At 69.5% G+C, this 12903-nt stretch carries 11 protein-coding genes and 1 pseudogene; 4 read left to right on the top strand and 8 right to left on the bottom strand.

Annotation, left to right across the window (positions count from 1 at the left end):
* Both NS2_RS07115 and xylB read left to right on the top strand, forming a co-directional pair.
* Nucleotides 1–891: zinc-dependent alcohol dehydrogenase family protein (locus tag NS2_RS07115; protein WP_036547216.1), on the top strand; the 891-nt coding region annotated here is incomplete at its 5' end.
* A 14-nt stretch (nucleotides 892–905) separates the two neighbouring features.
* A complete protein-coding gene (xylB, locus tag NS2_RS07110) occupies nucleotides 906–2294 on the top strand; it encodes a xylulokinase (RefSeq protein ID WP_033086506.1) in 1389 nt (462 codons plus the stop codon).
* Here the strand turns inward: xylB and NS2_RS07105 are convergent.
* The 4 genes and pseudogenes from NS2_RS07105 to NS2_RS07090 form a co-directional block, all read right to left on the bottom strand.
* On the bottom strand, nucleotides 2285–2455 hold the full coding sequence (locus tag NS2_RS07105; protein WP_155239889.1) for a ribbon-helix-helix protein, CopG family: 171 nt from the start codon (nucleotides 2453–2455) through the stop codon (nucleotides 2285–2287). The genes xylB and NS2_RS07105 overlap by 10 nt on opposite strands.
* 79 nt (nucleotides 2456–2534) lie before the next feature.
* Nucleotides 2535–4010, bottom strand: a complete 1476-nt coding sequence (locus NS2_RS07100) for an FGGY-family carbohydrate kinase (RefSeq protein WP_147207113.1) — start codon at nucleotides 4008–4010, stop codon at nucleotides 2535–2537.
* A 1-nt stretch (nucleotide 4011) separates the two neighbouring features.
* Nucleotides 4012–5430, bottom strand: a pseudogene (locus NS2_RS07095) (L-fucose/L-arabinose isomerase family protein).
* 106 nt (nucleotides 5431–5536) lie between these two features.
* On the bottom strand, nucleotides 5537–6376 hold the full coding sequence (locus NS2_RS07090; RefSeq protein ID WP_033086509.1) for a family 43 glycosylhydrolase: 840 nt from the start codon (nucleotides 6374–6376) through the stop codon (nucleotides 5537–5539).
* A gap of 55 nt (nucleotides 6377–6431) precedes the next feature.
* Here NS2_RS07090 and NS2_RS07085 point away from each other — a divergent pair, with 55 nt between their 5' ends.
* The gene (locus tag NS2_RS07085) at nucleotides 6432–7523 is read left to right on the top strand and encodes a winged helix DNA-binding domain-containing protein (protein ID WP_033086510.1); all 1092 of its coding nucleotides are present in this window, start codon (nucleotides 6432–6434) and stop codon (nucleotides 7521–7523) included.
* 53 nt (nucleotides 7524–7576) lie between these two features.
* Here the strand turns inward: NS2_RS07085 and NS2_RS07080 are convergent, their stop codons facing one another.
* From NS2_RS07080 to NS2_RS07070, 3 genes are read right to left on the bottom strand one after another with little or no spacing between them, the layout of a single operon-like run.
* Nucleotides 7577–8320, bottom strand: coding sequence for a succinate dehydrogenase/fumarate reductase iron-sulfur subunit (locus NS2_RS07080; RefSeq protein ID WP_033086556.1), 744 nt, complete (start codon nucleotides 8318–8320; stop codon nucleotides 7577–7579).
* A gap of 12 nt (nucleotides 8321–8332) precedes the next feature.
* Entirely contained in the window at nucleotides 8333–10267 is a 1935-nt protein-coding gene (locus NS2_RS07075; protein ID WP_033086511.1) for a fumarate reductase/succinate dehydrogenase flavoprotein subunit, read from the bottom strand.
* A 2-nt stretch (nucleotides 10268–10269) separates the two neighbouring features.
* Nucleotides 10270–11019 carry a succinate dehydrogenase cytochrome b subunit gene (locus tag NS2_RS07070; RefSeq protein WP_155239891.1) on the bottom strand — a complete coding sequence of 250 codons (750 nt, stop codon included), beginning with the start codon at nucleotides 11017–11019 and terminating at the stop codon, nucleotides 10270–10272.
* 68 nt (nucleotides 11020–11087) lie between these two features.
* Between NS2_RS07070 and NS2_RS07065 the strand changes: the two genes are divergently transcribed.
* Complete coding sequence (locus tag NS2_RS07065; protein WP_228102667.1) at nucleotides 11088–12143, top strand: LysR family transcriptional regulator; 1056 nt, start codon at nucleotides 11088–11090, stop codon at nucleotides 12141–12143.
* Here NS2_RS07065 and NS2_RS07060 read toward each other — a convergent pair.
* Nucleotides 12140–12901, bottom strand: a complete 762-nt coding sequence (locus NS2_RS07060) for a tyrosine-protein phosphatase (protein ID WP_081985726.1) — start codon at nucleotides 12899–12901, stop codon at nucleotides 12140–12142. The two genes, NS2_RS07065 and NS2_RS07060, sit on opposite strands and share 4 nt — an antisense overlap.
* Between the last annotated feature and the right edge of the window lie 2 nt (nucleotides 12902–12903).

Raw genomic sequence — 12903 nt, 5'->3', positions numbered from 1 at the left:
GTCCATATCGTCGAGGGCGAATTCCCGCCGACGCCCTATCCGATCGTGCCGGGGCACGAATTCGCCGGGGAGGTGGTGGCGCTCGGGACGGAGGCGGCCGGGGTGCGGGTCGGAGACCGGGTCGCGGTGGATCCCTCGCTGTTCTGCGGGCACTGCCACTTCTGCGCGATCGGGCGCGGGAATCTGTGCGAGCACTGGGGCGCCATCGGGGACACGGTGGACGGGGCCATGGCCGAGTACGTGAAAGTGCCCGCCGCCAACTGTTATCGGCTACCCGGTCATCTGTCGCCCGCGCACGGCGCACTGGTGGAACCGCTCTCGTGCGCGGTGCACGGATTCGATGTGCTGCCACGGCAACTCGGGTCGCACTATCTGATCTACGGCGCGGGCACCATGGGACTGCTCATGCTGCAACTGGCGCTCACCGCGGGCGCGGCGTCGGTGTCGATGATCGACACCAATGCCGATCGCCTCGCCATCGCCCGCACCCTGGGCGCGGACGCGGCGACCATCTCCGCCGACGATATGGACCGGCCCGAGGGCTGGGAGATCGTGATCGATTGCAGCGGAACGGTGGCCGCGTTCGAGGACGGGCTGTCCCGGGTCCGGCGCGGCGGCACCTATCAGCAGTTCGGTGTCACGCCCGCGGCGGCGCGGGCCGTCATCTCGCCGTTCAGCCTCTACAACGACGAGATCCGGATCGTGGGCTCGATGGCCGTGCTGCACAGTTTCGGGCGGGCCGTGGACCTGTTGGGCGAGGGCGTGATCGACGCGGACACGGTGATCACCCACGACTTCGCCCTCGACGAATTCGGCGATGCCCTGCGGACCTTCCGCGCGGGCACCGGACGCAAGATCCAGCTGCACCCCGGACGACGGGCGGCACGATAGACGGGAAATGACCAATGACGGTCGTTGCCGGAGTGGATTCCTCCACTCAGTCCTGCAAGATCGTGGTGTGCGACGCGGATACCGGAACGGTATTGCGGCACCGCCAGATTCCGCACCACGACGGGACGGAAGTGCCGCCGCTCATGTGGTGGGAGGCGCTGCGCGCGGCGTGTGACCGCATGATGCGCGATGTCGAGGCCATCGCGGTGGCCGGGCAGCAGCACGGGCTGGTGGTGCTCGACGCCTCCGGGCATCCGGTGCGCGATGCGCTGCTGTGGAACGACACCCGCTCCGCGGAGGCGGCCACCCAGCTGGTGAGCGAGCTGGGCGGGCCGCAGGCGTGGGCGGACGCGGTGGGCAGTGTGCCGCTGGCCGCGCACACCGTGGCCAAGCTGCGCTGGTTCGCCGACCACGAACCGGAACTGGCCGACCGAACGGTTCGCGTCCTGCTCCCGCACGACTACCTGACCTGGCAGCTGCGCGGCGGCGATCCGGCCACCGAACCCACCACCGACCGCGGCGACGCCTCCGGCACCGGCTACTGGTCCCCCGCCGAGGGCGCCTACCGTCCCGACCTGCTGGCCCTGGCCTTCCGCGGCCGCCATCCCGCCCTGCCCCGGGTGCTGGCGCCCGCCGAGATCGCGGGCCACACCCCCGGCGGTCGGCTGGTGGCCGCGGGCACCGGCGACAATGCCGCCGCCGCACTGGGTCTGGGCATCGAGGACGGCGACGTGGTGGTCTCGCTGGGCAGCAGCGGCACCGTCTTCACCCGCGCGGCGAGCCCGAGCGCCGACCCCTCCGGCGCGGTCAACGGCTTCGCCGACGCCACCGGCGCGTTCCTGCCGCTGGTCTGCACCCTCAATGCGGCCCGCGTGCTGGACGCCACCGCCACCCTGCTCGGCACCGACGTGTCCGGCCTCGAAGTGCTGGCCGCCCAATCCCCCGCCGGCGCGGACGGTCTCACGCTGCTGCCCTACATCGCCGGTGAACGCACCCCGAACCTGCCCTACGCCACCGGCAGCCTGCACGGCCTGCGCCCGCACACCATGCGCCCGCACCATCTGGCCCGCGCCGCCATCGAGGGCATGCTCTGCAATATCGCCGAGGCCCTGGACCGCCTGCCCACGGTCCCGCATCGAATCCTGTTGATCGGCGGCGCATCCCGCTCCCGCCTCATCGCGCACGCCGCGGCCACCATCTTCGGCCGCACCGTCACCGTCCCCAACCCGAGCGAATACGTCGCCCTGGGCGCGGCCCGCCAGGCCGCCTGGGCCCTGCGCGGCGGTCCCCGCCCACCCCGCTGGCCCACTCCCACCGGCACCGAGTTCCATTCCCTGACAGCGGGAATCGGCGCCGCCATCCGCCAGCGCTACGCGGAGATCAGAGACACCTACTACCCATAGACAACCGACCCGTCGGAGAGGTATTCATCCCACGTGCTGTGCCGGTTGATGTAGTTGCGGATAGCGTCGCGGGCGATCTCGTGCTTCGACCGCCCTTCCATCACCGCCTGCGCGCTCAGCGCAGCTTCTTCGTCCTCGCTGAGCCGCAAAGTCCATGCCACCGGGAAGTCATACCACCTCGAGGTGACCGGGAGCGACACAACTCTGAAATATCCATCCTTCGCAAATGACGGCCGTGGGTCAGGTCGCGGCGCGGTGCTGCTCCCGGGCGAGGAAGTGGGCGGTGGATCTGGTTGCCTCGTAGAGGGATCGGTAGTGGCGGTAGTAGGGGTCGTAGCGGGCGGTGCGGGTGGGGTCGGGTTCGATCGTGGCGATGATGGGGTTCCAGGCGGCGGTGTCGATGGACTGGGATTCGGCGGCGAGGAGGGCATTGCCCAGGGCCGCGCCGACGGTGTCGGCGGGGAGTTGCTGGGGCAGGCCGGTGACGTCGGAGACGCTGCGGGTCCACAGGCCGCCCTTGGTGCCACCGCCGACGGCGACCAGGCGGGTGGCGGGAGCGCCCGCGGCGGACATGACCTCGAGATTGTGGCGCACTCCGTAGGCAATGCCCTCGAGGACGGCCCGGTAGAGGTCGGCGCGCTGGTGGGTGAGGGTGAGACCCGCGATCATGCCGCGGGCGTCGGGGTCGAACAGCGGGGTGCGTTCGCCCGCGAAATAGGGCAGCACCAGCAGGCCGCGGCTGCCGGGCGGGACGTGGGCGGCCTCGTCGAGCAGGTCGGTGAAGTCGGTGGCGGTGAGGGTGCGCAGCCAGTCGGTGATCGCGCCGGAGGTGGCCATCCCGGCGGCGGAAGTGTATGTGCCGGGCCAGGTTCCGCAGGTGGTCCACAGGCCCGGTTGGGGCCGGGGGTGGGTGAGGACCTGGGTGAGGAACATGGTGGTGCCGTACATGATCATGCAGTCGCCGGGGGCGCGGACGCCGACTCCGGCGGCCTCGGCCCAGGCGTCGATGGTGCCGGTGGTGACGGGCAGGCCCGCCGGGAGGCCGGTGGCGGCGGCCGCCTCGGGGGTGACCTGGCCGACCGTCTCGGTGGGCCAGGCCAATTCGGGCAGGCGCAGGCCGGGTGCGACGGATTCGGCCCAGTCCCGGGCCCAGTCGCGGGCCATCAGGTCGTACATGGGCACGCACTGGCTGGCGGATTGATGGTCGAGTACGTAGCGGCCGGTGAGCCGGTGCACCAGGAAGGAGCTCGCCATCAACAGCATGCGGGTGGACTTCCAGACCCGCGGCTCGTGGCGGATGAGCCAGCGCAGTTTCGGGCCGACGGCCTGGCTGGTGAGGGGTGAGCCGCAGCGCTCCAGCACGGTGTGCGCGCCCAATTCCGCTTCCAGTTCGTCGATTTCGACCGTCGCGCGGGTGTCGACGCCGTAGAGGATGGCGGGGCGCAGCGGGTTGCCCGCCGCATCGGCGGGCAGCAGGCACGGGCCGATGCCGCTCACCGACAGCGCGTCGATGGGGTCGCCGTCGGCGGCGGCCACCAGCTCGCGGGCGATGGCGGCGAAATCGGCCCAACACACGGTTTCGGCGTCGTGTTCCACCCAGCCCGGGCGCGGGGTCGAAACCCGTTGCGGGCGTTCGGCTCTCATGGCGACCATGCCTTTCTGGTCGACCAGGACGCCCTTGGATCCGGAGGTGCCGATATCTATGCCGAGGAGCATGTCAACTCGCCCTGGTGAATTCGTCGAGCGTGACGCCCAGCAGCTCGCAGGCCGCGCGCACGGTGGCGCGGTGGTCGCCCGGCACGGCGTGAATGTGGTTGGCCCCGAAGCGGGACAGGAAGTCCCCGGCGTCGGCGTCGAGGCGGGCGAAGGCGTGCGGCCACTCCCAGGTGGACTGCTTCATGAGCGACTCGTTGGTGGCCCGGTCGTAGGTCTCGAACTCGCCGATCATCAATTGCATTCGGTAGGAACCGTTTCAGCGGGTGAGGCGGGCCAGGGTCATCTGCCCGGGCGCGGCCAGGTGATGCACGGACGCGCCACCGGCGGGGAAGAAGAACACCTCGGGGTAGAGATGCACGCGTGCCAGGTTCTCGGCGGGGTCGTCGCTGCGGGCGGCGTACCAGGTGGCGTGCTGGCCGGAATTGCACAGGTCCCAGATGTCGCGGTCGGCGTGGTAGTGGCGGACATCGGCGAAAAGCACCGGGGTGTCGGCGATCCGGTGCAGCAGCTGCATGGTGAGCGCGCCGTCCATGTCGGCCTCGGTGGCGCACACGTGCGGCTGTTTGGGGCCGTTCCAGTCGTAGGGGTCGTTGAGGAAGGCCTCGGTGATATCCATGGTGGCGAAGTACTGGGTCAGCTCCGGCTGGCCCTTGATGCCCGAGAAGTCCAGGCGCCATTCCGCGATCAGGTCGCGCATGGCCAGATAGGAGCGAATCTGCCGTTCCAGCAGCTCCGGCGTCAGTTTGCGGCCGTCGTAGTGGACTCCGGCGGCATTGCGCTCCAGCCACTCTCGCGCCGCCTTGGCCTCACCGGTGTCGGCGAGGTCGGCGCGGCGCACGATCTCCCACTGGTCGATCTCCTCCACGTCGATACCGAACACGCGCTGCCACTGATCGGTATTGGCGACCGCGGTGTTCATGCCCATGGGGCGGCCGCCGATGCGCCCGAAGGTGCTGCCGCGCAGGCTCGCCACCGCCGCGGCGGCCCGCGCGCGCTCCCCGATGGCGGCGATCAGATCCGGGTCGGCGGGGTCGCCCCACAGCCGGGCGTGCTCGCGCCCGAGCTGATCGAGCGCGCCGCCCGCGGCCAGCATGCCGACCATGCCCGGCTGCACCGGATCGATATTCGACAGCAGCAGCAGCGGGCCGCGCAGGGCTCCGGCCGCCAGCATGGTGAAGTGCGGGAACGCCCACACCGCGTAGTGCAGCACGGTCAGATCCACCCCGGCCGCCTCCACCTGGCGGGCCACCGTCACCGCGCACGCATTGCCGCCGATGGGTTCGACACCGCGAATCACGGTGTGCCCGGCCGCGGTCCGCTCGGCCACCAGGCGGTCCTCCGCGGTCCGGATGAAGCCGACGATGCCGCCGTGCACGTAGTCGCGGCCGTCGGAAAGACTGATCACGCCGATTCGGGCCATTTGCCTGCCTCCCCGCACTGGGTGGACTCTCGACTGGGTTCAGAATCCCAGTTCAGACCGCACGCCACGCCCGAAATCGGATTTTCGGGTCAGGTCGGGAAGATCGTCAGGCCGGGAAGATCAAGGGGGCCAGCGCGACTCCGCCCTGGCCCCAGCCCGCGTGCGTGATCCAGAGGCGACCGTCGTGGGTGATCACCTCGGCGGCGTGGGCCCGAATGCGCCCCACGCGGTCGGACGTGTCGAAGTGAAAAGGGTTGTCGCTGCGGAAGATCTCGGTGCCGACGTAGGCGGGGCGGGGGCCGATCGACAGGTACCAGACCTCGCCGCGGCGGAAGACGAAGGGCGATTCGGTATTGCCCGCACCGGTGCCGGTGGTCGGGTCGGTGTAGGCGATGCGGCGGGTGCCCCAGTGCACCAGGTCGCGGCTGGTGCGGTAGGCGACGATGTGATTGCCGCCGGTGGGAGCGCTGGTGGCGCAGTAGTACATGACCCACTCGCCATCGTGGCGCAGCACCATGGGGTCGCGGGCCTCGAAGCCGTCGCGGAATACCGGGCTGTCCGGATGCCGGGTCCAGTGGAACAGGTCGGTGGAGGTGGCCAGCCCCATACCCGTTGCGGTGAGGTCGGTTCCGCCGCCGTCGTAGAACATGAGGTAGCGGTCATCGTCGCGGACCACGTAGGGAGCCCACAGGTGGGTCTCGCCGCGCCCCCGGTCCACGGTCAGGGCCGAGGGCTGCTTGATCCACGGTCCGTGCGGATCCGCCGCCGTCGCGTGCGCGAACTCGGACTCGCCGAGCGGGTCGGCGGGCTCGGGATGGGTGATGCCGAACAGATGCCAGCGGCCGTCGGCGGCCCGGATCAGGGTGTGGTCATTGATGTACCACGCCTGTTCCGGCTCGCTCGGGTCATAGATGTGCCGGAACCCCCCCGCCCGCACGCCGTCCATGATCGCGCCTCCATCTAGGACCCGTTCGGTCCTAGTTCCATCCGACACTGGATTCATGCCCGAGATCTCGCTGCGAACCCTGAACCGCACCCTGCTGCTGCGCCAGAAGTTGAACGAACGGGTGAGTATGCCCGCCGCCGATCTCGTCCGCCACCTCGTCGCGGTCCAGGCCCAGGAACCGAACTGGCCCTATATCGGCCTGTGGACCCGCCTCGCCGGCTTCCGCCACGAGGAGCTGTCGTCGCTGCTACAGGACCGAACCGTGGTGCGCGCCACCACCATTCGCCGCACCGTCCACCTCACCGACGCCGCCGACTACCGCTGGCTCTACCCGACGGTCCGCCCCGCCGTCGCACCCGCCCTCCGCTCGGTCCACCTCCGCGACGCCATCGAGGGCCTCGACATCGTCGAATTGGCCACGGCCGGAACGGAACTCCTCACCGGCCGCACCCTCCCCCGCCGCGACCTCGGCAGACAACTCGCCGCCCGCTTCCCCGGCCGCGAACCCCGTGCCCTCGTCCACGCGCTGGGCATCATCCACCCGCTGCTCCACGATGCCGACGCGGGTACCTGGGGCGCGTGGCGCGGCCGTTCGGTATCGGTGTCGCTGGCCGAAGAGTTTCTCGCCGCGCCCCTGTCCGAAACCCCGCAACCGGAAACCCTGATCCGCCGCTACCTGGCCGCCTACGGCCCCGCCACCATCGCCGACATCCAGGAATTCGCCGGCGTCACCCGCCTCTCCGAGGCCATGACCCGCCTGGGCCCCGAACTCGTTGTCCTGCGCGATGATTCGGGCCGCGAACTCTTCGACCTCCCCGAAGCCCCCCTCGCCGACCCGGACCTCCCGGCCCCCATCCGCTTCCTCCCCGCCTTCGACAATTCCTGCCTGGGCCATCGCGACCGCACCCGCATCATCGGCGACGAGGACCGCCGCCGCATCGCGAAGATCGCTTCCGGCGGCGTCCCCTTCTACCTCGTCGACGGATTCGTCCACGGCCGCTGGGATCTCGACGGATCGACCATCCGAGTAACCCCTTGGCATCCGCTGTCGAAGGCCACCGAGGCGGCCGTCCGAGCCGAGGCGGAACACCTCCTGCCGATGTTCTCCCCCGACGAGGACGGCAAGGTCATCTTCGAAACCCGCTGATCGAAACCGCTGCTTCGGATCGCCATCAAGATCCGGGTGATGGGAATGTCAACTCAGCGGGGTTTTCGGGTGGGGCTGAGGAGGTCTCGATTCAGGCGGGCGATGACGTCCTGGGGGATTTCCTTGGGGCAGGCCAGGGTGCATTCGCCGGTGTTGGTGCAGCCGCCGAAGCCCAGTTCGTCGTGGGTTTCGAGCATGTCCGCGACGCGGGTGTAGCGCTCGGGCTGGCCCTGGGGGAGCAGGCCGAGGTGGGTGATCTTGGCGGCGGTGAAGAGCATGGCGGAGCCGTTGGGGCAGGCGGCCACGCAGGCGCCGCAGCCGATGCATTCGGCGGCCTGGAAGGCGAAGTCGGCGTCGGGTTTCGGGACGGGGACCGAGTGGGCTTCGGGGGCGGTGCCGGTGGGGGCGGTGATGTAGCCGCCGGCCTGGATGATCCGGTCGAAGGCGGAGCGGTCGACCACCAGGTCCTTGACGACCGGGAAAGCCTTGGCGCGCCAGGGTTCCACGGTGATGGTGTCTCCGTCGCGGAACTTGCGCATGTGCAGCTGGCAGGTGGTGGTGGCCTTTTCGGGGCCGTGCGGGGTGCCGTCGATGACCAGTGAGCACATGCCGCAGATGCCCTCGCGGCAGTCGTGGTCGAAGGCGACGGGCTCCTCCCCCGCACCCGCGAGACGTTCGTTGAGGACGTCGAGCATCTCCAGGAAGGAGGCGTCGGGGGAGATTTCCACCCGGTAGTCGACCAGCCCGCCCTGGTCGCGGGCGTTGCGCTGCCGCCAGATACGCAGTGTGAGTTTCACTGTCATCACCAACTACTTGTAGGACCGGGTGGTCGGGTGGACGTGGTCGAAGACGAGCGCCTCCCGATGGAGTGTCGGCGGCCGCCCGCCGTTCCACTCCCAGGCCGCGACGTAGGAGAAGTTCTCGTCGTCGCGCCGCGCCTCACCGTCGTCGGTCTGCGATTCGGCGCGGAAGTGGCCGCCCGCGGACTCGGTGCGATGCAGGGCGTCGATGACGATGAGCTCGGCCAGCTCGAGGAAGTCGGCCACCCGGCCCGCGCGTTCGAGCGACTGGTTGAGATCCGCGCCCGAGCCCGGCACATTGACCCGCTCCCAGAACTCCGCGCGCAGCGCGGGTATCAGCGCGAGCGCCTTGCGCAGCCCCGCCTCGGTCCGTTCCATGCCGCAGTACTCCCACATGAGGTGGCCGAGCGCCCGGTGGAAGGAGTCGACGGTGCGATCACCGCGCACCGCGAGCAGTCGGTCGATCATCGAAACGACCCGTGTCTCAGCGGCTTTCACCGCCTCGGCGGGCACCTCGCCGAGCGGACCGCGAGCGAGGTAGTCACCGAGGGTGGCCGGGAGCACGAAATACCCGTCGGCCAGACCCTGCATGAGCGCCGACGCGCCCAGCCGGTTCGCACCGTGGTCGGAGAAGTTGGCCTCACCGATGACGAACAGCCCGGGGATGGTGGATTGCAGGTCGTAGTCGACCCACAGCCCGCCCATGGTGTAGTGCACGGCCGGGAAGATGCGCATGGGCCGCTCGTACGGGTTCTCCCCCGTGATCCGCTCGTACATCGTGAAGAGGTTGCCGTACTTGGCTTCCACCGCGCTCAGCCCGAGCCGCGCGATCGCGTCGGCGAAGTCCAGGTAGACACCCAGCCCGCCCGGACCGACCCCGTGGCCCTCGTCGCACACGTTCTTGGCCGCCCGGGACGCGATATCGCGTGGGACCAGATTGCCGAACGCCGGGTAGATGCGCTCCAGGTAGTAGTCGCGCTCGGCCTCCGGAATGTCCTCGGGCGCACGGTGATCGCCCGCCCGCACGGGCACCCACACCCGGCCGTCGTTGCGCAGCGACTCCGACATGAGCGTCAGCTTCGACTGATGCTCGCCCGAGACCGGGATACAGGTGGGATGGATCTGGGTGAAACACGGATTGGCGAAGTACGCGCCGTGCTTGTGCGCACGCCAGGACGCGGTGACGTTCGCGCCCATGGCATTGGTGGACAGAAAATAGACATTCCCGTACCCGCCCGAGGCCAGCACCACCGCGTCGCCGGTGTAGGACTCGATCTCCCCGGTGATGAGATCGCGCACGACCACACCCCGCGCCACCCCGTCGACCATGATGAGGTCGAGCATCTCGTGCCGGGCGTGCAATTCGACCGTGCCCGCGTCGATCTGGCGCATCAGCGCCTGATACGCGCCCAGCAGCAACTGCTGTCCGGTCTGCCCGCGCGCGTAGAAGGTCCGGGAAACCTGGGTGCCGCCGAAGGATCGATTGTCGAGCAGCCCGCCGTACTCGCGCGCGAACGGAACACCTTGCGCCACACATTGATCGATGATCTGCGTGGAGATCTCGGCGAGCCGGTGCACATTCGACTCGCGGGAGCGGTAGTCGCCGCCCTTGACCGTGTCGTAGAACAGCCGATGCACGCTGTCACCGTCGTTGCGATAGTTCTTGGCGGCATTGATACCGCCCTGCGCGGCGATCGAATGCGCCCGGCGCGGGGAATCCTGGAAGCAGAACTGGATGACGTGATAGCCCTGCTCGCCGAGGGTGGCCCCGGCCGAACCACCGGCCAGCCCCGTGCCGATGATGATGACCGTCTTCTTGCGTTTGTTGGTCGGGTTGACCAGCTTGGCCTCGAACTTGCGGGTGGTCCAGCGGTCGGCGATCGGCCCGGCCGGAGCCTTGGTGTCGGCGATCGGCGCGCCGATATCGAAAAGGCTTTCATTCATGGCTATTTCACCCATCCGAGCGTGACGGAGACCGGAACCGACAGGAAGCCCGCGACCAGCAGGGCCGAGACGGCGGCCGCCAGCCGGTCAAAGGCCGGGTAACTGGAACCGCTTGCCAGGCCGAGGGTCTGGAAGGCGCTGCGAATGCCGTGCCGCAGGTGGACGCCCACCAGGACCACGGCCAGGACATAGAACACCGTGACGTACCAGTGCGACGGCGCGAAGTCGGCGACGACCTTCTCGTACGGAGTCGCGTTGCGGCCCAAGGGATTCACCGCGCCGAAGGTCAGATCCAGCAGGTGCCAGACCAGATACAGCGCGATGATCACCCCACCCCACCGCATGGTGTGCACGGCATACCCGTGCGCGTGCGACTTGCGCCGCGCCGCGTACCGGACGGGTCTCGCGCGGCGCGCCGTGCGGGCCAGCGAGACCGCCGACCACATGTGCAGGATCACGCTCACCGCGAGCACCACCTCCACGGCCGTGAGCAGCCCGCGGTGCGGAATGGCGGGTTCACCGATGGTCCGCAGCCACTCGGCGTAGTGGTTGAAGGCGGACGCGCCCAGAAAGATCTTCAGGTTCCCGGCCATGTGGGCGATGAGATACAGCACCAGGATGCCCCCGGTCACCGCCATCACGGCCTTCTTGCCCACCGTCGTGCGGTAGAGCTCAGGTAATGCGATAGCCACCGCCGGAAAGTACGTCCGGCCCGCGCGCCCGGTCCAAGTCCGCTTGGATCTGGTGTCCATGACCGTGGTCTATGGACCGAGCTGGGGCCGGGATTACTACCGGCAGTAGTGAATTCGGCGGGTGAACGATGTCACACCGGGTCCGGCCACCGGATGTGATCATCGACTCCGGCATCGAAATGCCGCAGTCCATAGTCCTAGGCTATCGAGTTGTGCAGTTGCAGCAGTTGTCGTATTTCCTGGCTGTGGCGCAGGCCAGGCACTTCACCCGGGCCGCCGACGCGCTCGGCGTCGCCCAGCCCTCGCTGTCCAAGCAGATCCGGACCCTGGAGACCGAACTCGGTACCGAGCTGTTCAGCCGCGCCCGCGGCAATATCGCCCTGACCCCGGCGGGCGAGGCGCTGCTGCCGCTGGCCACCCGCATCCTGGCCGATGTGGACACCGCCCGGCTCGAGGTGCAGGAGCTCGCCGGACTGCGGCGCGGGCGGGTCCGGCTCGGGGCCACGCCCTCGCTGTGCTCCGGACTGCTCGCCGACACCCCGCGGCGCTTCCACGACGCGTACCCGGGGATCAGCCTGCTGGTGGAGGAGGGCGGCTCGCGCGATCTGGTGCGCCAATTGACCAGGGGCGCACTGGATTCGGCCCTGGTGATCCTGCCGCTGGCCGAGGACACCCCGCTGGCCACCACGCCGATCCTGCGCGAGGACCTGATGGTCGCGGCCCGGATCGACGACGATTCACTGCCGCCGCGCCCGCACCTGCGCATCACCGATCTGCGGGATCGGCCGCTGGTGATGTTCCGGTCCGGCTACGACCTGCGCGAGGCGACGATCGGGGCCTGCCGGGCGGCCGGATTCGAACCCCGCTTCGCCGTCGAGGGCGGTGAGATGGATGCCGTCCTGCGGTTCGTCGAGGTGGGACTCGGGATCGCGGTCGTCCCGAGCACGGTGCTGGCCGGGCGGCCCGGGCTGCGCGGGATTCCGCTGTCGGGTAACGACGGGCGCGAGCCGCACGGGCTACACCGGACGGTCGCCCTCGCCCATCGCAAGGACGTCACACCGACCCACGCCGCCGGGGCGTTCCGCGCGACGCTGGAGAGTTTCCTGCGGGAGGCCGCCGCGGACGACGCGCTGCCCGCGGGCGTCCGGTCGCTGGTGCCGCAGACGGGAGCGCCCGGACCCTAGGCGACCAGGACCTCGCGCAGCCGCTGGAGTTCGGATTCGGTGAGGCCGTTGGCGAACAGCCATTTCGCCGCGCCGCCGTGGCCGGTGTGCAGGGTGTCCAGGAAGCCGAGCATGACGTCCGCGGAGACCGCCAGGATGCCGGTATCGGTCTGGGGCAGGCCCTCGTAGGAGGGGAGGGCGTCCAGGCGCTCGCGGACCTGCTGGATGCGCTCGTTGGTCAGGGCGTAGTCGTGGGCGATCGCTTCGGCGGGGACGCCGACCGCGTCCAGCAGGACGGCGGCGAGGACGCCGGTGCGGTCTTTGCCCGCGGCGCAATGGAAGAGGACCGAGTGGCGGTCGGGGTCGATGATCAGGCGGACCGCCTCGACGATGTGTTCGCCGCTGCCGGCGAGCAGCTGGCCGTAGAGCTCGGTGAGGTCCACTCGGGTCTTGTCCGGGACCAGATCCCTTGCGGCCAGGGAGGACTGGGGCGACTTCCGAATAGGGAGGTTGGCAATGCGCACCTCCGCATCCGCGATGAGGCCGTAGCCCTCACGTTCCACCTCGTCGGGGAGACGGAGGTCGATGACCGTGCGCAGGCCCAGCTGATCGACCAAGTGGGACAGGTCGTCGCAGGTGGCCTGCTGCAAGGTGGAGGAGCGCAGGACGATGCCGAAACGGGTTGTGCCGCCGCCGGTTACGGGGAGACCGCCGAGATCGCGGACATTGTCGATCTGGGCGAAGTCGATCCAGCGGGTCGGCATGGCGTCAGCAGGCATCA

The sequence above is a fragment of the Nocardia seriolae NBRC 15557 genome (assembly GCF_007990715.1).
Taxonomy (GTDB): domain Bacteria; phylum Actinomycetota; class Actinomycetes; order Mycobacteriales; family Mycobacteriaceae; genus Nocardia; species Nocardia seriolae.
This window is presented reverse-complemented; position numbering and strand designations above follow the sequence as displayed.

Coding starts and splice junctions, on each gene's coding strand:
- xylB (WP_033086506.1), top strand. CDS start 906: ATGACGGTCGTTGCCGGAGTGGATTCCTCCACTCAGTCCTGCAAGATC.
- NS2_RS07100 (WP_147207113.1), bottom strand. CDS start 4,010: ATGCTCCTCGGCATAGATATCGGCACCTCCGGATCCAAGGGCGTCCTG.
- NS2_RS07090 (WP_033086509.1), bottom strand. CDS start 6,376: ATGGACGGCGTGCGGGCGGGGGGGTTCCGGCACATCTATGACCCGAGC.
- NS2_RS07085 (WP_033086510.1), top strand. CDS start 6,432: ATGCCCGAGATCTCGCTGCGAACCCTGAACCGCACCCTGCTGCTGCGC.
- NS2_RS07075 (WP_033086511.1), bottom strand. CDS start 10,267: ATGAATGAAAGCCTTTTCGATATCGGCGCGCCGATCGCCGACACCAAG.
- NS2_RS07070 (WP_155239891.1), bottom strand. CDS start 11,019: ATGGACACCAGATCCAAGCGGACTTGGACCGGGCGCGCGGGCCGGACG.
- NS2_RS07065 (WP_228102667.1), top strand. CDS start 11,088: ATGTCACACCGGGTCCGGCCACCGGATGTGATCATCGACTCCGGCATC.
- NS2_RS07060 (WP_081985726.1), bottom strand. CDS start 12,901: ATGCCTGCTGACGCCATGCCGACCCGCTGGATCGACTTCGCCCAGATC.